Consider the following 22,530-nt stretch of genomic DNA (forward strand, 5'->3'; position numbering starts at 1 on the left):
CGTCTATTTTCAGAAATATAAAAAAGGGGAAGTAAAACCCAGAAAAATCGTTCTTTGAAAAACGGAGAAAAGATTAGAATTCGGAAGAGCGTGTCCAAAATTAGGGGGCTCAACCGATATCGACCGATTATTTCATATATCGGCCGAAATTTCTATATATCGGCTATTATTTTGTTATATCGGCTATTATTTTTATATATCGACTTTTCGACAAAAAATGTGTTAATTCGCCAATTTTGCATGATTAAAAGGAAGATCAGTTTAAAGTGAACAAAAAAAGCTAAGCGTCTCTTCATAATAAGCAATCCCCATGACGTAACGAGGCAGTCTATACCGGTAATGAGCTGATAATAAAGATAGCGGAATCACATATTTGCACTGAACATGCGTGGAGGTCCCGGAGCTTCGCAGGCCACTCTTAAGTACGTAAAAACCCTGCAGGAGCAGGGTTTTAGACTCTGTTTATTTAGCTGCTTTTTGGAGCTGATCAATAACAGAAAGAGAACGCCCGGTTCCAATCGCTACTGATTCAAGAGGGTTCGGTGCCAGATGGACAGGAACGACGATCTCATTGCTGAGCCAATCCTGCATTCCGTTAAGAAGAGCTCCTCCCCCGGTCAAAATGACTCCGCGATCCACAATATCTCCGCTTAGTTCAGGCGGGCAATCTTCGAGAGTAGCCCGGATTGCTTCGAGAATGTGCGACAAGGATTCTTTCATCGCCTGCTGAATTTCAGTGGAACGAAGCTCTATGGTTTTAGGCAGACCGGTTACGAGATCACGCCCGCGTACTTCCATCGTAATTTCCTCATGATCGGTCAAAGCATAGCCAATTTCAATTTTTATTTGCTCGGCTGTGCGTTCTCCAATTAGCAAATTGTATTTTTTTCGGACGTATGTCACGATATCCTCATCCAGCTGATCTCCGCCAATTCTGATCGAGTGGCAGGAAACGATTCCTCCAAATGATATAATCGCAACCTCCGTTGTGCCTCCTCCGATATCTACAACCACATTGGCAACAGGCTCAGCTACCGGGAGGTCCGCTCCAATCGCTGCGGCAACAGGTTCTTCGATCAAATGAACATGCTTTGCGCCACAGTTTTTAACCGCATCATGGATGGCACGGCGTTCGACGGAAGTGGAACCGGATGGAGTGCAGACAACTACACTAGGCTTTCTAATTGAAAAACCGAGCTGTTTGCCAGCCTTTTTCATAATTTGTTTTAGCATTTCTGTTGTGACATCATAATCAGCAATAACTCCATCTTTCAATGGACGGATGGCTACAATTTTGCCGGGGGTTTTCCCGATCATGCTTTTTGCCTCGGCACCGACTGCAAGCACATTTTTTGTTTCAGTATCAATGGCAACTACGGACGGTTCATTTAACACAATCCCTTTATTTTTCGTGTAAACCAATATATTGGCTGTTCCAAGATCAATTCCTATTTCAGTATTAGAAAACATCGTTTCACCCATTCTTTATAGAATTCGAGACTTATATATGGCTTCTCCTCATTATGTCGATTTATGGGGGTTGGTTTCAATGGAATGTTGTGGGAATGCGAAAAATTATCAAAGAGATAGGCGCAACCGGAATCTGCAAGAGCTTTTCACCCTGCCTTACCGGGAAATCTTATACTCTGATTTTGTATTATACCCGATCTCGATTAAAGAGCGTCTTTATAAACCGGGAAATCCTTCTATTATTCTCTTTTACAATCTGATACAGTATTTTAGTAAGCTGGCTATTTTACTAACAGCTATTGATTGGAGCGGTAGACGTAAGACTTTAAGCTTGAGAGCAGCGGGACAGGTAAGATAACGCATCCGCAAAGCAGTAAGAAAGCTTACCGCCCGTCCAAGGATTATCAGCGGACGCCAGCTGGCTGAAATCGGCTGTCAAATTTAGCAGCGCCGATAAGTTAGGGTTACAATGCTGGATAAGAGGGGAAGTATAGGTGAATGTGGTACAGATTCGCAAATGAAAGCTGGATTGATAAACAATGGTAAAAAAACAGATAAAAACTGTAGCGGCAGCAGCGTTCATCATATACTTGGCGTTTTTGCTCAAATTGATCCTGTTTAAGGATATTCCGCTTGCAGATACACCGGGCCATATTGCGGGTCTGAGCAAGGACACCGTTAAGCAGAATCTGGCTTACAGCAATATGGTCCCGCTTTCTACTGTTAAAAGGTATTTGATGGTGGCCGAAAGCAGACCGGGATTAAGCATCCCTAATCTTATGGGGAATTTAGCAGGATTTATTCCTTTTGGATTTTTATTGCCTGTATTTCTGAAAAAGCTAAGGAATATCTGGCTGATGATTTTCCTTTCTTTTCTTTTTAGTTTACTGCTTGAAGGGAGTCAGCTCTCCTTAGCCCTGGGTGTATTTGATGTGGATGATTTGCTGTTGAATACGCTTGGCGGTGGTATAGGCTGCCTGCTGTTTCTGCTAATGAAAAAAATGGGGCGATCCGGATAGGATCGCCCTGTTATTATGGCTTTAGAACAACTTTTACACAGGCATCTTCATGTTCATTGAAGATGCTGTAGGCATGTGAGGCTTCGTCGAGCGGAATCTGATGGGATACAATCTCTGACGGAGTGAGCTGCCCGGATTCAATCATATCATACAGCCTTGGCATGAAATGAATGACGGGAGCCTGTCCGGTCTTCATCGTAATGTTTTTTGAGAAAATATCTCCAAGCGGAAATTCATTATAGGAAGCTCCGTATACTCCTGTCAGCTGAATTGTTCCAAACTTGCGCACTGCTTCAGAAGCAATCCGGATGGGGCCCAGGCTGCCGCCGTGAAGGTTCAGCTTTTGGCCAATCTTCTCCATCGCTGTCATTCTGCCGTCCATACCTACACAATCGATGACAACGTCTGCTCCTCCATTCGTAAAATCATGCAAATAAGAGCCTGCATCATCCTGTGAAGTAAAATCAAAAGTTTCCACCTGGTTCATTTGTTTTGCTTTTTTCAGTCTGTAGTCCAGCTGGTCCACTGCAATGACCCGTTCAGCACCTGCCATTGCTGCAAATTTCTGAGCCATCAGTCCCACCGGTCCGCAGCCGAGAACAATAACGGTATCGCCAGCTTTAACTCCAGCATTCTCAACACTCCAATACGCGGTTGGAAGAACGTCCGACATAAACAGGAGGTCTTCATCCTCGCGTTCACACGATGGAGGAACGACGAAAGAGGTAAAATCAGCATATGGCACTCGAAGGTATTCGGCCTGTCCTCCCGGATGCCCTCCGAACATTTCTGTGAAACCAAACAGCCCGCCTTGCTCACCAAGCGGATTGGAGTTATCGCATTGGCTTTCCATCTGATTGGCACAGTAAAAGCAAGTACCGCAGCCAATATTGAAGGGGATGACAACCCTGTCTCCTTTTTTTACATTGCTTACATCAGAACCGACCTCTTCGACAATACCCATCGGCTCGTGTCCGATGACATAATCTTTATTTATTGGCATGTTGCCTTGATAGAGATGCAAATCAGAACCGCAAATGGCTGTAGATGTAATTTTCACAATCATATCCGTGTTTTCCTGAATCCGAGCATCCTCAACTTGTTTAACTTCAATTTTCTCACTGCTTTGGTACGTAACGGCCTTCATTTTTCACTCTCCCAGTTAAGTAGTTAGACAGTTTTTTAATACCCTGTATACCCAACCCTAACCCTGAAATTATGACAAAAGATGGTTATTTGAATTCTTTACAATCACCTGAATTAGGATTATGCTCAATCTAGCAAAAGACTGGAGCAGCTGAAAGGAGTCCATCATGAAAGTTGAGAAAAGCGTTTTTGGGCATTTGAATAACCGCCCCGTATATAGGTATACCATGCAAAACAGCAGCGGAATGGAAGTAACCTGCATAGAATATGGCTGTGCCATTACCAGAATTCTTGTACCCGACCGAAATGGAGCGCTCGAGAACGTTGTGCTCGGTTGCAGCCAATTGGAAGATTACATAAGCAAAGTTCCCTATTTTGGTGCAATTGTCGGCCGGGTTGGCGGCAGAATTAGAAACGGTGAATTGCCTGTTGGTGACGAAACGTTCTCAATTACTAAAAATCAGGAGGGGAACCATCTCCACGGCGGTGAAAAGGGGTTAACACACAGGGTATGGTCCTCTAGCCAAACAGAATCTGGTGTGGAATTTTATTGTGAAAGCCCGGATGGGGAAGAGGGGTTCCCGGGGAATCTGAAACTGAAGGTTTGTTATGAACTTACAGAGGAAAATGAGCTGATTTTAACCTATTATGGAGAGTCAGACCGGGATACGGTTCTTAACATGACCAATCATACATACTTCAACCTGAGCGGATCTTTAAAGGACTCCGTACTTAGCCATCAGCTAACGCTTCCGAGCGCACACTTTCTCGAGCTGAATGACCATTCCCTGCCTACCGGGAGAGCCTTGGAAACGGAAGGAACGGTTTTCGATTTTCGCAATGGCAGAGTGCTTGCTAATGGAATTCATTCAGGTCATGAACAGATTTGCCTTGCCGGGGGAGGGTATGACCATCCTTTTCTCCTGGATGAAGGAAAGGAAATGGTGCTCTATGAGAAAAACAGCGGTAGACTTCTGAGGGCGGTAACCGATCAGCCTGCTGTCATTGTCTATACTAGCAATTCCATGGGAAATGATATTGTGCTTCAGGAGGGGAAAAGGGCAGAAAAGCATATGGCTGTTTGCCTGGAAACCCAGATGCCTCCGGATGCAGTTCATCACGAAACGTTTCCTTCCATTGTATTAATAAGCGGGGAGGAATACCGGGCTCAAACGAAGTGGGCCTTCTCAGCCGAATAACCGGAAGGGGCTTGAAGGATAAATCCTGCTGAAAAAAATAGCTGAAAAGTACCCCCCGGCAGATACCCGGGGGGATTTTGTGTAGAAGCGGTTTCGTACACATAAATTAAGGACTGGAGAGGGTGACAGCCTCCCGTTGCTTAAAAAAATTTTGATAAGAAGCTGAGAGCGTGTAATTCAATCTGCTGCTTTTATTACAAATTGGAGAAACATGGGGTGGATCAGTGGGGAAAGGCTGGGCTTCACGGCTGCTCGAGGCTGCAAAACAGGTAACAGGTTCAAGCAATGATTTGTTTTGGATCATCTTTGCAAGCCTTGCTTCTAAAGTGGCCAAGTCCAGTAAAACCCTATTCCTGCACAGCGGGAATCATTGATCGTGCGGAAGGAAAGAGCCTCGGTCACTGGGAAAATAAAAAAGCTCAGAGCATGCTCTGAGTCTTTTTTTTTGCCGGTGATTTGTTTAAGTTTCAGCATAAGTGTGTGAAGGGGCTGATTTCATTCTGTCGGCAGGTTTGTGGAATTTGAGCCACATTCTTGCACCCGCCTATCCAGCCAGCACGGCTGCAGCCTGTCTAATTGGGAGGCAGAACAATATTACACGGTTACGCGTTCTGGATTTCCTCTGCTTCCATGCCATGCTCGTTCAGGGCTTTCATAATTAATTCCGGAGCCATTTTCATTTCGTTATAAGACACCCAAATACTCCCGGACTGGACATCCACCAGCGAACGTTCAATTCCTTCCGTTTGCGCTAAGCGCGATTCAATCATTTGAATTTTCTCCTCTGTCAGCGCTTCTTTTACTTGTATCGTCGTTTCCCTCATTGTACAGCTCTCCCCCAAGTAAATTTCCTTATGCCAATCCATACCCCAAAAAACAAAAAATATGTAATTGGATTTGTTTTTTATTTTTTATTGCATGCTTTAAGGATAAAACTTATAATAACTTATGTAATACTTACAAAAGCTTATAAAGGCGGATGGTTATGTATCAGGAAGAGCGGCTGAAAGCCATATTGGATGTGCTAAAAAAGGAAAAGCGGATATCAGTTGATCAAATATGTTCAATCTTTCAAGTTTCCCGTGATACAGCCAGAAGAGATCTTGTAAAGCTTGAAGAGCTTCAATCGATTATTCGGACCCGCGGCGGAGCCATTTTGCCATCCGCCCATCATGTGATTAAAGATTATACAAACCGGCTGAATCACGTTTCTGCAGAGAAAAAAAGAATTGGGAAAAAAGCTGCGGCGCTCATTCAGGCAGGAGATACCATCATCCTCGACGCTTCAACTACTGTACAGGCATGCGCTGAAGAAATCAGCGAAGGAGAATGCACCCTGATCACCAATTCCGTTCATCAAGCGGGAATTCTTGCTTCGAAAAGCGGTGTCAGGATCCATTTGCTTGGAGGAGAGCTTCAAAAAGAACATGGGTTTTTATACGGCGCTGCTGTTTTGGATAAGCTTTCCAGATATCATGTGGATAAAGCATTTATAGGAGTAGTTGGGTTGTCCGGAGGCGGGCTGACTATAGCCCATGAGGAAGACGGAATGGTGAAAAGAAAAATGCTGCTGCAGGCAGCTCAGGTTATCGTACTTGCGGACCATTCAAAAATGGAACATACCGACTTTTTTAAATTTGCGGACTTAAAAGAAATAGATATGCTCATTACCGATAAAGAGCCCTCAAAAAAGATGTTGGAGAGGCTGGATGAACACAAAGTGGAACTGCTGATTGCAGATGCGGAGGAAACAGGATGATTAAACTTGCAGCGATCGATTTAGACGGCACACTCTTAAACAGCAAAAGTGAAATCAGCAAGGAAAATGCTGAAGCTATAAAAAGAGCGGGAGATAAAGGAATTGAGGTCATCATTGCCACAGGCAGAGCTCATTTTGACGTTATTGAAATCTTTAGGGACAGCAGTCTGAAGCCTTGGGTTATTGGCGCCAACGGTGCGACCATCCATGATCCGCAAGGCAATATATTTCATTCTGTACCGATTGGCAGGGAAAAGGCTGAAGGTATACTGGAATGGCTGGAACAGCAGGAATTTTATTATGAGGTATTCAGCGAAAAAGCTATCTACACACCCCAAAGCGGCAGAGAATTGCTGGAAATAGAAATGGACCGGCTTGTGAGTGCGAACCCTGAAGTTTCACTGAAAGATTTGCAGCTTGCGGCATCCAAACAATACAGCCAATCGGGTTTTGCTTTTGTTGATTCCTTCAAAAGCATTCCGGAGCATGCGGAAATTTACAATATTCTCTCCTTTTCCTTCAATGAAAAGAAACGGCTGAAAGGATGGAATCAATTCAAAGATACTGAAGGACTGACGATTGTTACATCTGCACACCACAACTTTGAATTGGAGCACGAATCTGCATCGAAGGGAATCGCCTTGGGCAAGCTTGCAGAAAAACTTGGCATCCCGCTTAAAGAAACAGCGGCAATCGGTGACAGCATGAACGATGAATCCATGCTCCTGGTGGCAGGAAAAAGCTTTGCAGTGGGCAATGCAAGAAATGAAATCAAGAAAATAAGCCAGACCATTTGTGGAACAAATGACGAGAACGGTGTAGCCCAGATGCTGAACAGTCTATAAACCTAATCTGCTGCCGGCGTAACCTTTCATATTAGGGGCGTGACGGGGCAGATTTTTGATTGCCGCTGTAAATTGATAAGCTGCTCCATCGGCAGCGTCCGGTCGGCTGGTTAAATGGGGCAAAAAAAAGATAGCTGCATTCTTTAATAATAACGAAACCATACTGTCCAGCCTGTTGTTTTTAATTTAACTGCATAAATTTGATTATCTTGACCGGGTCCATACCGGTCTTTCCAGGCTTTAAAGGAGAGATGAACAAGCCAGGATTGGCGGGCGATCGGTTTCCCGCAAAAATGCTTTGCCATGTTGTAATGATTGTATTCCCACCGCCCTTTCGCGAGCGGAAGCGGGAGAACGCGGCCGGCTTCCCACCGGACATAGCGGCTGTTCTTGCCAAACGTTTCCGGTACCAGTCTGCCGAGAGAGGCGATTAGTGCATCCCGGTCTCTAAGGGATGTCCTTTCAATTAAGCTTGCATCTGGACAGTCTGCCTCTTTTGCTCTGGCAGTACCTGAAGTCATGAAAAGCGTCATGGCAAGCGAAATACGTATGAATAGTCCCAAACCAGAAACTCCTTAAGTGCATTTGATGCCTAGTCTTCCCCAAACCCTTTGCCGCAATCCCCAAAGTAAGTTCTTAAAGTGCATCCCAGCGATGCGCTTCTTTCGTCCGCTGGGATGCATTGAAGTGTTTACGCACCGCACGCATGCTGTGAACTCATCATTCATCCTGAGTGTTATCGGATTTTACTTTCCTGATTGCTTACAGGCTGAACGGGCACAAAGATTAAATTGCAGAATATTTCGTGATAAAATGGTTCATAGAGGGACATAGAAAACAGGGGGGGCCGCCGATGATTTTCCATTACCATTACTGGACACCAAATTTAGAGGAAACCGAACAGTTTTATACACAGCTGGGGTTTACAGTCCGCCAGCGGATTGGAAAAAAAGACAGGACCTTTCAATCCTATAATCCTCCGCTTACCTGGGACGATTTTCGTAAGGAGACGCCATTGTTCAGAATCATTGAAATGAAAAAGGGTCAAGTGAATGTGACAATCGGCTTCGGGAAGAAAGTGATGTTCGACCATATTGGATTCCTTGTAACTAAAGACCAACACGATACTGTATGCAAGAAGGCGAGAGAGCTTGGATGGAAACCGGATGAGGCAGAACGAAGGACCTTTATCCCGACACCGTACGGTTTTCGCCTTGAGCTTCAAACCCATTCCGACGTTTTGGACACCGGAGAGCCCGCCATTGAAGAAATTAGACTTGGTGTTTTGAAAGCGGGGCTGGAAAAAGATCTGGTCTATCTGTTTGGCAGAAATCTTTCTGTTAAGACCGAATTGGAGGAGATTCCTTCATTAAAAGAGGTAAAGCTATCTAACATTGCAAGTGGTACAGATCCAAATGGCGTGCTTATCTCCGGTACGGCGCTAGGATGAGAACGGAGATAGCAATTACTGTCTTTTTGCTAGTCTTTCTATCAGCCTGTCAGCCTGCTGAATCTAAGGGCGTATTAAAAACTGCACCAAAATCTTTAGAATCAACAATGAATGTTCAGTACTTAAGCAGCGGCAAGAACAAGCTTGTACGCTACACCTCATCTGAGTCAAAATTGCATGGCAACGTCAACAATATCGATTTTGAAATAGAGGCCTTATTTAACAGCAACAAAAAAACCTATACATACGTAATGAAAATCAGGGATACAGGGCCCATTCCTAACCAGGGGAAAGACGGACCTTTCCGGTTTAAACTGCTGAAAATCAGTGCAGGAGTTAATGGAAAGGGGCAAAGCGGCAGACTATCGCCTTCCTCAACTTCTCCGCTTTACCATAAGGGTGCTGATTTTTTGCTTACAGGAACCTATCAATTATTCGAAAATGAAAAAAATTTTACTAGTGAACAATTCCTGATAGAATCTTTTTTTGAGAACGACGAAACGATTGGAGATGCTAAACCGGGTGAAAAAACTTTCAGAGGAATATTCAATTCTGAGGAAAGTATCTTATATGAATGAGGAAGAATACACTGCATAACCGGAGCGGCTTCACCGGGGATTGCAGTTGGTTTCATGCTTTGAACAAACATCATTTGATGGACTCTTAAAGGACCGGACTCTGGTCTTTTTTGTTTTAGCAAGGTTTTTGTTAAAAATCCGCGGGTTGTTTTGTTTCGGGCCTGTTCAGTTTACATGAATGCTTGTTCCGCTTAAAGTGAAGGTAATGGCTTTTCAGCACTAACAGGCAGGTAATCGTCCAACTAGTGCTGGAACCGCACAAGGCTGAACGCAAATTCTCGCATTCAGATCAGTACTTAGGAAAGGGGAGCCACCATGTTTTTGCCATCATTTAGTCTTGAAGGAAAAACAGCAATCGTGACAGGTGCAGGAAGAGGGATTGGCCGAGCGATTGCGATAGGTTTTGCGGAGGCAGGTGCAGATGTTGCCCTTTTAGCCCGCACGAAAATAGACCTTGATGAAGTGAAAAATGTCATCGAACAGGATTATGGGAAAAAAGCCTTTGCCGTTCAGGCAGATGTTACGAAAAGAGAAGAATTGAAAGCTGCATTTAATGAAATTGCCGATCAAACTGAAAGAATTGATATTTTAGTTAACAACGCCGGAATAAATATACGGACACCGGCTATGGAAGTACCGGATGCAGAATGGGATCAAATTATGGATACCAATTTAAAATCTGCGTTCTTCGCCTCACAGGAAGCAGCCGCTTTCATGAAGAATCATGGAGGGAGCATAATCAATATTGCATCCGTTGCAGGGCACACTGCACTTCCTACAGGAGTCGTCTACGGCGCTGCAAAGGCAGGACTTATTCAAATGACCAAAATACTTGCTTATGAATGGGGAAAATACGGAATTCGCGTCAATGCGTTAGGTCCATGGTATTTCGAAACTCCATTAACGGAGAAACTTCTGCAGGATGAAGAATACGTCAGCAGACTGCTTGCCGTTACTCCCCTCAAACGAATCGGACAGCTGCCTGAACTTGTAGGGCCGGCCGCATTTTTAGCTTCAGAAGCAGGTAACTACATAACAGGGCAGACATTATTTGTCGATGGAGGAATGACGATACACGGATTTTAGTCATTGTTTCGTTCCTTAATGACGAGGGAATAACGTCCTATATCTCATTGTAGGAGGGGTTTTTATGCCAGGATTGCCTGCCAGCGAGTTCCATATTACCATTGATGAACATAATGATATCCCCCAGCAGCTTCACCCTTACCAGATTCAGGCATTAAAAAATGATTACAGGGCGCTAATTGAAGAGAACAGCCATGACCCTGCCATGCTTGAAATTTCACGGAAAGCATTTGAACGGGCACTGAAAAGCATTGGCTACCGACTGGAAGTAAAGCTGCATCCCCCCGCATAAGATGAAAATCCTCCAGCAGGAGGATTTTTTTAATGCAAGATACAAAATACAAACAAACCATAAAAATACAGGTTTTTGGAATATTTGGAAAGGGTATGTGAAATATGTTCAGGTAAAAGCAGCGGACTTTTGCTGCATAAAAATTTAATAGCAGGGAGGACACCCCAATGTTTTGTACAAAATGCGGAATGAAGCTTAAAGCAGAGGACAAGTTCTGTGCGAAATGCGGCACCATGATCAGTAAGGAAGAAAGGCCGTTTGAGCCTGCACACCACGAACAGGCTGCTGCTGCTGAGGAAGCTCAGCTGTCTCAAGCTTCGGCAAAAACAGCAAAGGCTGAAGATAGGGAAAGTCTTCCATTAAGAGAAGATAAAGAGTTATCAGCCCCTTCTTTCCATCAGGCAACTGATGCACCTGAAAAAGCTCCACAGAGAAAAGGAACGGCTGTCAAAATCCCAAATGAAGGTAATTACGATTCAGGGAGAGCGGCGGCGCATAATCAGCCTGTCCATGCTGGAAAAGAGGCACCTGAATTAGCTTACGCGGGGCTCTTTGCAGTTTCTGATCAGGCTGACCAGACCAAGACAGCCGATCAGCAGTATTATGAAAAAAGGGCTTCTGTACATACAGAAGATAGAGAAAAACACCCATCTCAGCCAGTATCTGCGCAGCAGCCTATTCAGAATGAATATCATAGAGTAAATGAAGGAGGACACCAGCATCCTGCAGGCTATTCCAGCCCGAATCACTCGGATTCAGTGCAGCCCAGCCGGGAATCCTATGATTATAGGAATGAGGGGAACACTGCATTAAATCTGCAAAAACATAGCAGCGGACATTTCGAGTCCGCCCCATACCGGCCAGAATATTCAGGGCAGGCTAATACAGCGCACATCCCTCCAGCACAGCACACAACAGGGCCAGTGAACGCAAATACGCAGGGGGCTGAGCTGCTTGGTGCTTTTGCCGGGACAAAACGGGATTACTATCTTTCAAGCTGGCAAAAACAATTCAGTGTAAACTGGGCGGCGTTTTTCCTGACGATATTTTGGATGGGCTATAGAAAAATGATTGCACCGATGATCATTACGGCAGGAATTTATATTCTCCTTGGACTTGGAGTGGCAGCAAGCGGAATCTATTGGCTCACCGCCCTCATTGTACCGATTATGCTTGCAGCGTCCGGTTTTTTAGGAAACAGGATTTATTTAAGCCATGCAAGGGAACAGCTTGATTCAATTAGGTATTCACAAGCTTCACGTGAAGAAAAACAGCGGATGGCAGCCAGCAAAGGCGGTACTAGCCCTGCAGGTGTTCTTATCGCCTTTGGTGTTATGATCGCCTACATGATTGTTTCTCTTGTTTTATTTACTTTCCTATAATAAGAAAGTACTTATCCAGTTTGAAGACACAATAAGAGCGGAGCAGAGCACCTGCTTATAGATTTGCTCCGTATGAAAAAGAGAGGGGGCCAAAAGCTATTTCCCGTGGCTCCCTCTTTTTGGTATACACAAAAGTGTATTTTATTTACAATAAAAGGAAATAAACTCAGGTTCATGAAGGTGAGGTTAACTGTGGGGAGAAAGAAAACAATGCAATTTGCCGCAGCGGGTTTATTGCTTTCGGCCCTAATCTATCTGTTCTGCATACATGTTAAAATCCAGGAATATGCAGGAGCAGAGCCTGCCCCTGATGCAGACTACTTAATTGTACTCGGTGCAAGAGTGAATGGGGATGTTCCGTCCCATGCTTTACAAAACCGAATTGATACCGCAGCAGATTATTTAAAGAAAAACAGAAAAACGTTAGCTATCGTTTCAGGAGGAAGAGGAAACGGTGAGAATAGGACTGAAGCGGATGCAATGAGAGAAGGCTTAATCCGTCTAGGCGTTGAATCTTCAAGGATCGTTCTAGAAAGCGAGTCTTCCAGTACAGCTGAAAACATAGCCTTTTCAAAAAAACTGGTTCCAAATGGGGCGAAGCATGGTGTCATTGCTACTAATGACTTCCATGTTTACCGTTCTGTAGCGATTGCTTCCCAGGTGGGCCTTAAAGTGACAGGGCTTCCAGCCAAAACTCCCACTGTTATACTGGTTAAGTCATATTTGCGTGAATATCTTTCCATCACCAATTTTTATTTGCGCAGTGTTCTATAGATGTCAGCAGAAGTCTTTGAAAAAGGGCTTTTTTGTCTTACTTGGCCTAGGACGAATTTACTTATAAAGCATTGACAGTAAAAAATGTTTCATATTGTAGGAAATTGGTTAAAGATTAATGTTAATATTTACTATCTAATGTAAATGAATAGAAAGAATGGCAGGAGGCTGGTTACATGTTTTGTCGTGAATGCGGAAATAAATTAACTGGAGAAGAAGATTTTTGTCCGATGTGTGGTACGAAAGTCATGCCGTTTTCATCCGATCACGAGGAGGTTACGGGAGAAGAGGATGATTCAATAAGTGCACGAACCTCATTCGGATCTGACCCTGGCATGGAGAATCATAATCATGATAAACCGATGGATGGTTACAGCAATCATACAGGGTGGAGCGATGAAGCGGCCCACAATGAAAGAGAGAACGAACATTTGGGGCACCCCCCAGATGAACACGAAAGAGAGCACAAAACAGAGGATCAGTTTCACCCTGGAAATGGACCATTGTATGCACAATCACAGCCGGACCCTCATCTGGCGGAGAGCCAGAATAAACATGATCCCATACCTGGAAATAGTGAGCACACTCCACACGGACAAGTATCCGCTCCGTCGAAACCTAAACGGAAAATTACTAAAAAACAGGCAATTTTGGCCTTTGGGATTCCAGCTGCAAGTCTGCTGATATTTTCGGGCAGTGCCATTGCCATTCACTCCAGTGAGAAAAATACAAACCAAAGGGCAGAAGCCCTTCACTATGAAGGGGAAGAGTATGCTCTGGATGGAAACTATGATCAGGCGGTTAAAAAGCTGAATGAAGCATCAGAACTTAGGCCTGGTAATTCAGTTATTACAAGAGTGAAAAGAGAAGTTGAATCCGCATCAAAAGTCGATAAGACCTTGACCGCTGTAGATGAAAAGATCGACAGCAAAGAATTCGGGGAAGCAAAAGATACGCTTACGAGTGTGCGCAACGATATCCAGACCCGGAAGAGCCCGATTTTTGCACCACTGGAGACAAGAACCTCTAAGCAAGAGACGGATTTAATCATTGAAATGGTTAAATACGATACCCAGGAAATGGATTCCGTAAAAGAAATTGGCGTGGAATTGGAAAAAATCAAGGATCTGGAAAGCGCTGAGGCTAAAGAAGTCAAAGGCAAGCTGATCGATAAAATAGTAGAACTATCAAAAAACACATCAGATAAACACATGGAAAAGGAAAATTTTGATAAGGCGATTGATGCACTCAGAGAAGCTCAAAGGTATACAAACTATGAGAATGAGGAGCTAATAACCAGGCTAAATGAGTTAGAGAATGCCAGAGCAAGCTACAAAGGGTCACTTCCGGTCTTCCTGGAGGAGAATATGGCTGTCCTGGATTCTAAAGCGATGAAATCCAAAAATCCTCCTCTTAAACTTGGTAAGCTCATTTTCGAAGAAGACCAATTTACGTATGTCGTAACAGGAAGTATTAAAAATACCACTAAAATCACATTGAATAATCCCCAGCTTTATATAAAAATTTATAACAAAAAAGGAAAATTCCTATACAACGATACGGTTTCGTCAAAAGATGTAGCCATTAAAGCAGGCAAAGAGGCAGAGTTTTTCTTTTTCCTCGATAAAGATTATGGAAAAGACATTAAAGTAGTAATCGACCAGGTGACCTACATAAAATAAAGGACAGGTGAAAAACTTGAAAAAATGGATAGCCAGCGGAATCATTACGTTATTTATATGGATCGCAGGGATTGGGGGCATCTTTTTTATCCTTAATGAAATTCCGAACGAACTAAAGCTTTCCTCCAAAGTAGTCGAACTTGATGCAGCTAAAGCTGCCTCATCGGGCACCTCAGGTGACGTGAAAGAAATCATAGATGAATCCCAAAAGCTCGTGGTCACCATCCAGCTCGAGGGCGGCTCGATCGGCTCTGGATTTTTATACAATGAAAAAGGGGATGTGATTACTAATGCCCATGTCGTCGCAGACTCTGAAAATGTCCTTGTCCTGACTAAAGACTCCAGGGAAATGCCTGGTGAGGTTATAGGAGTGAATCCGACCCGTGACATTGCAGTTGTGAGAGTAAAAGATTTGGAGGGAACCGATCCTCTTTCTGTTGAAAGAGAGAAAAAATCAGCAATCGGAGACGAAGTACTTGCCCTCGGAAGCCCGCTCGGTCTGCAAAACACCGTTACGGACGGAATAATCAGCGGAGTTGACAGAGAAATAAACATTGAGGAAACCTATTATAAAGACGCCTATCAAATTTCAGCCCCGATTGCGCCTGGAAACAGCGGAGGACCTCTAATTGACAAGAAGTCCGGAAAAGTGATCGGCATTAATTCCGCTGCCACTGATCAGGGAACAATTGGTTTCAGCATTCCGATCATTGCTGTTCTGGATGAAATAGAAGCCTGGTCAAAAAAATAAGGGCTTCCCCTAGAGGGCTCCTCTCCCGATCCATCAGCGGCACAGGGGAGTCCAGAAGGGGCGGACAGGGAGGAGACCCGCCGCCCGCCCCTCAATGAGCAAATGCCCGCTGGCTGCAATGAACAGACAAGTTTAAAGGGCGTTCTTAAAAAAAAGTAGATTCATGCTCCTCTGCCAGGGCAGCCCCCTGTAAAAGACAGTAAATCCAAGCTGTCTTTTTATTATGAGTCCCATATTCTATCTTAAAATCAGCCAGGATACTCCCGATTCAAACCGATCCCGCAAAGCAGTGAAGCGTAAGGCTGCCGGCTAAACTGCCTGTACCGTGCCGTAATCCATTGTGGACTGAATTACGGCACGGTATAATAACTATGATAAATGAGTAATGAAGGAGTTTTACTATGGCTTCCGGTAATGGTTTTTTTATGATTCTAGTCACTGTATTAGCGATTGTACTGGCTGCTATCTTTGTTATGATCGGCGCTGTCATTATAAGAGCAGTAAAAAACGCAAAGCAGGGTCCGGATGATGAGGCAGAAAATCGGCTTCGCAGCAAAGATAAAAAATAACCCCGTAAAATCGGGGTTATTCTTTCATTTACAGTCAAAACATGCATGACGGGCTGTTAAACGAAGTACTATAATAGAGAATGAATGGAAAAGAAAACAGGGCCGCGAGGAGAATAAAGTGGAAACTATTTTATACTTTCGAAATGATTCATCAAATAAATTTTGGAAAATTAAAGTGACCGGAGTCGATTACGTGGTTACTTTCGGTAAAGCAGGAACCACTGGAACGATCCGTTCAAAAAAATTTGATCATGCTGCAGAATGTTTAAAAGAAGCGGAAAGCATGATCCAATCAAAACTGAAAAAGGGATACAAGCCGGGGCACTCCTCCATGCAGCTAATAAAGAAAAGCACTATTACAGATGACAGCTTTTGGAGTCTCCTTGAGCAAGCCAAGAAAAAAGGAGAGGAACAGGAAGAACAGCTCGAATGGCTGGTAGAGCATCTTTCGAAAAAGCCTCTTCAGGATATCATTAAGTTTGATGAAATTTTTGCGCGGTATTTTGTCCGTTCCTGCACCTCCTCACTGTGGGCCGCAGCCTGCATCATCATGGGAGGATGTTCAGATGATTGCTTTGACTATTTCAGGGCCTGGCTGTTATTTCAGGGAAAAGGCGTATACGAAACAGCCATCCATGATCCCGAGAGCATGATTCCTATCCTGAAGGAACTTGAAGAAAAAGGGGAAATGCCTCAGTTTGAGGATTTGACCTATTTAGGTGCCCTTGCATTTGAAGAAAAAACCGGCAGGGATGATACATCTTATTATGAACTGTATGATCAGCTAGTAGCTGATCCGTGCTTCGAACCGGAAATCGAGCTTGACTGGGATGAGGAGGACGAAAAAGGATTGCAAATCCGCTTCCCAAAACTGTGGGAGCGTTATGGAGAGAATCCTCTCGAATGTTGAAATGAAAGAATGATCTCTGACACTAAAGAGATCATTTTTTTGATTTGACATCCGTTCTGTTTTTCCTTGAACTGTTCCTCTAAATCTTCGAGAACACACACAAGTTTGTAGGATTTCTCCGGCCTTGCTATAGTAAAATTAGCAAATGATGGATAATGGATGGAGGATAAATGATGTTTCTTAACGGTAAATTAGACCATCCGCAGCTTAAGCTGTTACTGAAAGCGCTGGATTCATCTCAAACTGGCATTATCATTACAGATCCTGCTGCTAAAGAGAATCCTATCGTTTACATGTCAAAAGGATTTACAGATGTAACGGGATACAAAGAAGATGAAGTTATTGGAAAAAACTGCCGTTTTCTGCAAGGAGAAAAAACAGATCAAAAAGAAGTGGACAAAATCCGAACTGCTGTACGGGAAAAATCTTCCGTGTCCGTCACACTTCTGAATTATAAAAAGGACGGCTCTCAATTTTACAATCAGCTGAATATTGACCCGATTTATTTAGAAGATGAAGACCTCTATTATTTTATTGGGGTTCAAAAGGATGTCACCATGGAAAAGCATTATCAAACCCTCATGGAGCAGGCTAAAACAGAGGCAGATATGCGCTCTACCCCTATTATTTCTCTCGGGAACCAGATTTCCGTCCTTCCGCTTATCGGGTCTTTCCCAAGTGAAAGGCTGACCATTTTAATGCGAAATATTATGGAGCACAAGGATAAAACGAGAGACCGGATTTTGATTCTTGATATATCCGGACTCGCTGTTTTTGATCAGGCATTATCCAACTATATTGTAAACCTGAACGGCTGGTTAAAGCTGCTTGGCACTGAACTTATGATTACTGGAATATATCCCCGTATGGCTGTCACCGCATTGGAAGATTATGAAGAGTTAAATTCGGTAAAAGTATTTCCCGAGGTGAAACATGCCCTGGAATATTTACAGAAAGAACCTAAAAAAACCGGGGAATCCCTGTTTTTAAAGGGGATCTAGTCATTTGTTTCCCAGCCTGTAAAAGCAGCACATGCCACAATGTGCTGCTTTTTTGCTGAAATGCAGAGGAGGCGTAAAAGCACCTGCAGGATTTTCCTGATCCGATATGCTCTTTTAAGCAACATTATCCTAATAAAGGACAACCTGTTATCGTGACCGGTTCAGTCCTGCCCGTCACACGATTCAAAGATAAACGGCATTCTATCCAAATCCATGCAGTCAGCACTTTTATGAAACGAAGCTCCCAGAGAAAATGCCCATAATGGAGAGCTCAGATTCATTCATGATCAGAGGAAAGGAAGGCTTCTGCCGCCTTAGTGAGCATCTTCACTCCGATCTCAAGTGCCTTTTCGTCAATGGTGAAGTTCGCATGATGGTGGGGAAACGTAATGCCTTCCTTTTTGTTTCCGGCTCCTGTAAAGAAAAAGCATCCAGGCGCCTTTTGCTGATAGGCAGAAAAATCCTCTCCTACCATAACCGGCTTCATCAAAGTAACCGAATCCTCTCCGAATAATCCAGCGGCGGTTTGATGAAGGATGCGGGTTGTTCTTTCTTCATTAATGACTGGCCGGTAGCCCTTAGTATAATCAAACTTATAGGATGCCCCGTGGGCGTCTGTGACCCCTTTTACAATCTGCTCTATTTTACCGGGTATCTGATTGCGGAGTTCTTCATTAAAGCTTCTAACCGTCCCTCCAAATTCGACAGAACCTGGAATGACATTATCAGCGGATCCTCCTGCTATTTGCGTGACAGAAATTACGAGCTGCTCTGAGGCATCTGTTGCTCTTGATACAATCTGCTGCAGGCTTGAGATTGTCTGGGCAGCTGCAGTGATGCTGTCAATGGTTTCATGAGGGAGTCCGGCATGTCCTCCTTTTCCGATAACGGTTACTTTAAATGTGTCGGGAGCCGCCATCATCGGTCCGTAAACAATGCCGATTTTCCCTGTCTCTAAAGGAGACCATAGATGGGTTCCTATTACATAATCCACACCGTCCATCACCCCGGCATTCACCAGCTCATCCGCACCCCCGGGCGGAGTTTCTTCGGCGTGCTGGAAAATAAACCGGATTTCCCCTGAGAGTTTTTCTTTATTTTCAGATAATAGCTTCGCAGTGGTCAGCAGCATAGCTGTATGACCGTCGTGGCCGCATGCATGCATAACACCAGGTACGGATGAACGGTATTCAAATGTATTCTTTTCCTCTATTGGGAGAGCGTCCATATCGGCACGGATTGCCAGCGTTTTTCCAGGGTTTCGGCCCCGCAGCACAGCCATTACCGCAGTTGGTGCAGGGCGTGAGATCTCCAGGAACGGCATCCTTTTTAAGGCCTCCGATACAAAAGCTGAAGTATTTGTTTCCTTAAAAGAAAGCTCAGGATATTGATGAAGATGCCTCCTCCAGCGAATCAGCTGTTCACGGTCACGATCAGCAATTTTCATTTTCTTAGCTCCTTTTTAATAAGTATGTAGGCCATTATATAAAAGTTCAGACTATTAAGAAAGCCAAAAGAGCTTAAAATTTCACTCTCATAAAAAGGGCGAGAACAGGAACATTTTTCAAATGGGTTGGTTCTTTCGTTCATATGCGTTAAGATAGTAGGAGATTTTTTTACTTGTAGTTACCCGCAAGGAGGAGAACATGTTGGAAACACAAGCGAATACAAATTTGAACATATTAAGGGATTTAGTCCTTCAGCATTCAGAGAAAAGCATGGGAAAACCAGATGAGAATACTCAGGATCTCACGAACTGGAGAAAAAAATTAGTTGAAATATATGCGGACTCACTAACGTTGACTCGAAATGCATCAGCAGAAAAAATTAAAAGCTGGGGCAAGAATTTCGCAAATCAACTTGTTGAGCTAGGTTTGCCTCTTGATGCTGCAATTGCTGAAATGAGGGAGGCTAAAACGAACGTTGGAAATATAATTAAGGATGAATCGGATAGACAGGGTTTGACCGTTAAAGATTTTTTTTCCATCTACTCTTCATTTGATATCACAGCAGATCAAGCATTGCAGCTTGTCTCCGTTTGTTATATGAAAGCTCACGAAGAAAAGATTTCTTCAGCACAGCACGCGGTAGATGAACTTTCAATTCCTGTCGTGAAGATTGAAGAAGGAATTGGGATTCTGCCTGTTATTGGGGATATTGATACGAGAAGAGCCCAGCTGCTTATGGTAACAGCTTTAGAGAAGAGTGCGGAGTTTCAGCTGGAGTATTTAATACTAGACCTTTCCGGGGTGCCTGTCATTGATACAATGGTCGCACAGCAAATCTTCCAAGTGCTTGAAGCGCTGCGAATATCCGGTGTAACGAGCAAAATCAGCGGAATCAGACCTGAACTGGCCATTACGATGACACAGCTTGGGGTGAATTTTGAAGTTAAATCCTTTTCAAGTCTGCATCAGGCAATAAGCAGCATTAAAGATTAATGAGACAAAGGACTCCTGTCAGGGGAGTCTTTTTTCATGCGTATTAAAATCGAAGCCCTCCTTTTGAAGGAGGGCTTCTGAAGAATAAGGGAAGATCAGCGACTATTTCACTTAGTTAAATCAGGGATTTTGCTCTATAGAATTTTCTTTATATCAAACCGATATTTAAAATACATCATTTAATTTTACTTATCGGAGGAAACAAAATGCTCGCGCAGCAAACTGAAACATTGGCTTATAATTACCAGGATATGATCACGATTTGGGTAAAAGTGACAAAGAAGAACAAATCTTATACAGCCGTAGCGCAGCATCCCATTAAACGAAATCAATATGCCAGATCCAGCCACCGGGATAAAGAAAAAGCAATAGAGGACGCTGTCCGAAAAGTAACGGCTGTCAGCGACTGCCGCTAATCAAACCCTTAAAGAACGAAGGTACACAGCACCAATTAACAGGGGGAAGGCAGCAATAATCAGAACCGGCCATGGCATCAGGCCGGCTGTTTTTCCTGCAGCCGTTTCAACAGTAAATAAACAAATTAAGAATAACCAATATTTAACCATTAAGCGGGCTTTTTTATACTGTTCAGAGGTGTTGTGTACCGTAGGATTCAGAAATGATAAAGGTGAGGATATTTTTCCCGGGACGGTTATCCATGAACCCCAAACTCGGCATAAACCAGATAAATTCTTTCCCGGATCACCGGTCAGCTTCCCCCTTCTAATTAAAGCGAGACGGTATGATTGGGAAGGGGAGAATAGTGCAAACCAAATAGACGATGCTGCTAATGAATAATGTTTTTTCCAAAACTGTTCCGGGGATGTGAAGGACAGGTTTTTTCAACTAATCTCACCTTGGATAGCTTAGCCGATGATACGGGATTTAATCGTTGCGGCGAAAAGGTAAAAATCGGGGAAGCGGCAGGCAGTTCAATGCCGTGATTGGAGCGGTAAGGAAGAGTCAGCAGATGTCCCTTATAAAATCTTAGCAGTTACCCAATCATCCACTTGTTTTTTAATTCTTCCAGAAAGCGGATTGCTTTTTTGCTGTTATGAAGCAGCAGTATGGTTTTGGGGGAATCTGTGACGACAGGGGCTTTAATCGTTGAGGCTACTGTCCTCTTTGGCATTATAATCACCTGCTTTTTTAATTTAATGTATGCCGAGGGCAAGAAAAAAGACGCACTGGAGAATCTCATGCGTCTTTATTATGAAGAAAACCGGGTTTTTTTATACTCTGAGAGGATTTTGCTGTTAGCTTCAAGCAGCCGTTTTGTCTGAGGAGACATTGTAACCGCCGGTGTTTTAATGCTTGATTTCTTAACACGTTTTGCCCTGTTGTCCCCGAAGTCGTGTTCAATGGGTTTAGAACTCATTGTTTGCCACCGCCCTTTAGGTCTTTTAATAAATTATATCATACATATGGATTAAAGAAAGGAAAAGGAGACAGTCTGATTCATTTACTTCATCTGCAGCAGCCCTTATTTTCAGGACGAAAGTCACCCCTTGGATTTCGATGGGAATCAGTGCATTTTTTATTTCCGGCTGATAAAAGATTTCGTCCCGGTCCAAGGCAGAGCGAACGCTTCCCCGCCTCTCGATCACTCCGAGCAGCTGCTCTTTTTCCTCATCCGTATCAAAGGGATGAAACGATGCGGTCATATCACTTTTATCTGCGAAGGACTGGATAAGTTCATTCAATCCCTGCATGTATTCCGGCAGTCCGCCCTGGTAGAGGTTAATAGATGTGTTCTGAAGGAGACCGGCAAATGTCTTCAGGCGATGATTGTTTTCCTGCACAAGCCTCGCGTTTTCCTCCAGCACCTTCGTGTGCCGTTCAAGCTCGTTGGCGCCCAGTTTTTTTATGTACATGCTTAGGAAAACAAAAGCATCAATTAAAATGAAGACAGCAAAAACAATTAAATAATTTTTCCAGTCTGTGAAAAGAGATACAGGGAAAAAGGTCCAGTAAATGACAGCACCTATCAAATAAAGAAGGTACCATGTTTTGCGAATGGACTCAGAAGCTTTTTTAACCCGCTCCTCCCAAATCCAATGTGCAGCACCATAAAACAGAAGCAACAGAAGCACAATCCAAACGAGCCATTGATAGAATGCAATCATACCTTCAGTTTGCCGCGATCTAAAAGCGTTTTTTTAATTGTAACCAATTT

At 43.6% G+C, this 22,530-nt stretch carries 26 protein-coding genes; 18 read left to right on the plus strand and 8 right to left on the minus strand.

Going from position 1 to position 22,530, the window contains the following annotated elements:
* Positions 1–462: 462 nt before the first annotated feature.
* On the minus strand, positions 463–1,470 hold the full coding sequence (gene mreBH, locus ACQCVE_RS14785; RefSeq protein WP_426863282.1) for a rod-share determining protein MreBH: 1,008 nt from the start codon (positions 1,468–1,470) through the stop codon (positions 463–465).
* A 539-nt stretch (positions 1,471–2,009) separates the two neighbouring features.
* Between mreBH and ACQCVE_RS14790 the strand changes: the two genes are divergently transcribed.
* Positions 2,010–2,489: a VanZ family protein gene (locus ACQCVE_RS14790; RefSeq protein WP_426846824.1), complete on the plus strand. Its 480-nt coding sequence runs from the start codon at positions 2,010–2,012 to the stop codon at positions 2,487–2,489.
* A 13-nt stretch (positions 2,490–2,502) separates the two neighbouring features.
* On the opposite strand, the gene ACQCVE_RS14795 is transcribed toward ACQCVE_RS14790, so the two are convergent.
* Complete coding sequence (locus ACQCVE_RS14795) at positions 2,503–3,636, minus strand: zinc-dependent alcohol dehydrogenase (RefSeq protein ID WP_426863283.1); 1,134 nt, start codon at positions 3,634–3,636, stop codon at positions 2,503–2,505.
* A gap of 166 nt (positions 3,637–3,802) precedes the next feature.
* Here ACQCVE_RS14795 and ACQCVE_RS14800 point away from each other — a divergent pair, with 166 nt between their 5' ends.
* A complete protein-coding gene (locus ACQCVE_RS14800) occupies positions 3,803–4,834 on the plus strand; it encodes an aldose epimerase family protein (RefSeq protein ID WP_426863284.1) in 1,032 nt (343 codons plus the stop codon).
* A 224-nt stretch (positions 4,835–5,058) separates the two neighbouring features.
* Positions 5,059–5,208 (plus strand): hypothetical protein, encoded by a 150-nt coding sequence (locus tag ACQCVE_RS14805; RefSeq protein ID WP_426846818.1) that lies wholly within the window; start codon positions 5,059–5,061, stop codon positions 5,206–5,208.
* A 228-nt stretch (positions 5,209–5,436) separates the two neighbouring features.
* On the opposite strand, the gene ACQCVE_RS14810 is transcribed toward ACQCVE_RS14805, so the two are convergent.
* Positions 5,437–5,658 carry a heavy-metal-associated domain-containing protein gene (locus ACQCVE_RS14810; RefSeq protein WP_426846816.1) on the minus strand — a complete coding sequence of 74 codons (222 nt, stop codon included), beginning with the start codon at positions 5,656–5,658 and terminating at the stop codon, positions 5,437–5,439.
* 161 nt (positions 5,659–5,819) lie between these two features.
* Here ACQCVE_RS14810 and ACQCVE_RS14815 point away from each other — a divergent pair, with 161 nt between their 5' ends.
* A complete protein-coding gene (locus ACQCVE_RS14815) occupies positions 5,820–6,593 on the plus strand; it encodes a DeoR/GlpR family DNA-binding transcription regulator (protein WP_426846814.1) in 774 nt (257 codons plus the stop codon).
* On the plus strand, positions 6,593–7,438 hold the full coding sequence (locus ACQCVE_RS14820; RefSeq protein WP_426863318.1) for a Cof-type HAD-IIB family hydrolase: 846 nt from the start codon (positions 6,593–6,595) through the stop codon (positions 7,436–7,438). Before ACQCVE_RS14815 ends, ACQCVE_RS14820 begins: the two co-directional genes overlap by 1 nt.
* Positions 7,439–7,581: 143 nt before the next feature.
* On the opposite strand, the gene ACQCVE_RS14825 is transcribed toward ACQCVE_RS14820, so the two are convergent.
* Entirely contained in the window at positions 7,582–8,001 is a 420-nt protein-coding gene (locus tag ACQCVE_RS14825) for a hypothetical protein (protein WP_426846812.1), read from the minus strand.
* A 290-nt stretch (positions 8,002–8,291) separates the two neighbouring features.
* Between ACQCVE_RS14825 and ACQCVE_RS14830 the strand changes: the two genes are divergently transcribed.
* The 11 genes from ACQCVE_RS14830 (at position 8,292) to ACQCVE_RS14880 (ending at position 17,913) form a co-directional block, all read left to right on the plus strand.
* Complete coding sequence (locus ACQCVE_RS14830) at positions 8,292–8,888, plus strand: VOC family protein (RefSeq protein ID WP_426863285.1); 597 nt, start codon at positions 8,292–8,294, stop codon at positions 8,886–8,888.
* Entirely contained in the window at positions 8,885–9,466 is a 582-nt protein-coding gene (locus ACQCVE_RS14835) for a hypothetical protein (protein ID WP_426846808.1), read from the plus strand. The genes ACQCVE_RS14830 and ACQCVE_RS14835 overlap by 4 nt, the downstream gene beginning before the upstream one ends.
* Before the next feature lie 315 nt (positions 9,467–9,781).
* Complete coding sequence (locus ACQCVE_RS14840; RefSeq protein ID WP_426846806.1) at positions 9,782–10,552, plus strand: SDR family NAD(P)-dependent oxidoreductase; 771 nt, start codon at positions 9,782–9,784, stop codon at positions 10,550–10,552.
* Positions 10,553–10,616: 64 nt separating this feature from the next.
* The gene (locus ACQCVE_RS14845; RefSeq protein WP_426846804.1) at positions 10,617–10,844 is read left to right on the plus strand and encodes a hypothetical protein; all 228 of its coding nucleotides are present in this window, start codon (positions 10,617–10,619) and stop codon (positions 10,842–10,844) included.
* Between the two features lie 167 nt (positions 10,845–11,011).
* Entirely contained in the window at positions 11,012–12,226 is a 1,215-nt protein-coding gene (locus ACQCVE_RS14850) for a zinc-ribbon domain-containing protein (protein ID WP_426846802.1), read from the plus strand.
* 192 nt (positions 12,227–12,418) lie between these two features.
* On the plus strand, positions 12,419–13,000 hold the full coding sequence (locus ACQCVE_RS14855; RefSeq protein WP_426863286.1) for a YdcF family protein: 582 nt from the start codon (positions 12,419–12,421) through the stop codon (positions 12,998–13,000).
* Between the two features lie 176 nt (positions 13,001–13,176).
* The gene (locus ACQCVE_RS14860) at positions 13,177–14,682 is read left to right on the plus strand and encodes a hypothetical protein (RefSeq protein ID WP_426863287.1); all 1,506 of its coding nucleotides are present in this window, start codon (positions 13,177–13,179) and stop codon (positions 14,680–14,682) included.
* A gap of 16 nt (positions 14,683–14,698) precedes the next feature.
* Entirely contained in the window at positions 14,699–15,433 is a 735-nt protein-coding gene (locus tag ACQCVE_RS14865) for a S1C family serine protease (RefSeq protein WP_426846796.1), read from the plus strand.
* 401 nt (positions 15,434–15,834) lie between these two features.
* The gene (locus ACQCVE_RS14870; protein WP_426846794.1) at positions 15,835–16,002 is read left to right on the plus strand and encodes a hypothetical protein; all 168 of its coding nucleotides are present in this window, start codon (positions 15,835–15,837) and stop codon (positions 16,000–16,002) included.
* 118 nt (positions 16,003–16,120) lie between these two features.
* Positions 16,121–16,912 carry a DUF4240 domain-containing protein gene (locus ACQCVE_RS14875; RefSeq protein WP_426863288.1) on the plus strand — a complete coding sequence of 264 codons (792 nt, stop codon included), beginning with the start codon at positions 16,121–16,123 and terminating at the stop codon, positions 16,910–16,912.
* A gap of 173 nt (positions 16,913–17,085) precedes the next feature.
* Positions 17,086–17,913, plus strand: coding sequence for a PAS domain-containing protein (locus ACQCVE_RS14880; RefSeq protein ID WP_426863289.1), 828 nt, complete (start codon positions 17,086–17,088; stop codon positions 17,911–17,913).
* 277 nt (positions 17,914–18,190) lie between these two features.
* Here the strand turns inward: ACQCVE_RS14880 and ACQCVE_RS14885 are convergent, their stop codons facing one another.
* Positions 18,191–19,360, minus strand: a complete 1,170-nt coding sequence (locus ACQCVE_RS14885) for a M20 family metallopeptidase (protein ID WP_426863290.1) — start codon at positions 19,358–19,360, stop codon at positions 18,191–18,193.
* A 199-nt stretch (positions 19,361–19,559) separates the two neighbouring features.
* Here ACQCVE_RS14885 and ACQCVE_RS14890 point away from each other — a divergent pair, with 199 nt between their 5' ends.
* Both ACQCVE_RS14890 and ACQCVE_RS14895 read left to right on the plus strand, forming a co-directional pair.
* Positions 19,560–20,354, plus strand: coding sequence for an STAS domain-containing protein (locus ACQCVE_RS14890; protein ID WP_426846787.1), 795 nt, complete (start codon positions 19,560–19,562; stop codon positions 20,352–20,354).
* 206 nt (positions 20,355–20,560) lie between these two features.
* On the plus strand, positions 20,561–20,770 hold the full coding sequence (locus ACQCVE_RS14895; protein ID WP_426846785.1) for a hypothetical protein: 210 nt from the start codon (positions 20,561–20,563) through the stop codon (positions 20,768–20,770).
* Between the two features lie 578 nt (positions 20,771–21,348).
* Here the strand turns inward: ACQCVE_RS14895 and ACQCVE_RS14900 are convergent.
* From ACQCVE_RS14900 to ACQCVE_RS14910, 3 genes are all read right to left on the minus strand, one after another.
* Positions 21,349–21,486: a hypothetical protein gene (locus ACQCVE_RS14900; protein ID WP_426863291.1), complete on the minus strand. Its 138-nt coding sequence runs from the start codon at positions 21,484–21,486 to the stop codon at positions 21,349–21,351.
* Between the two features lie 78 nt (positions 21,487–21,564).
* Complete coding sequence (locus tag ACQCVE_RS14905; RefSeq protein WP_426846781.1) at positions 21,565–21,732, minus strand: hypothetical protein; 168 nt, start codon at positions 21,730–21,732, stop codon at positions 21,565–21,567.
* 25 nt (positions 21,733–21,757) lie between these two features.
* On the minus strand, positions 21,758–22,480 hold the full coding sequence (locus ACQCVE_RS14910) for a type II toxin-antitoxin system SpoIISA family toxin (RefSeq protein ID WP_426863292.1): 723 nt from the start codon (positions 22,478–22,480) through the stop codon (positions 21,758–21,760).
* Positions 22,481–22,530: the final 50 nt, after the last annotated feature.

The sequence above is a fragment of the Metabacillus sp. 113a genome, from assembly GCF_050107635.1.
Lineage (GTDB): Bacteria > Bacillota > Bacilli > Bacillales > Bacillaceae > Metabacillus_B.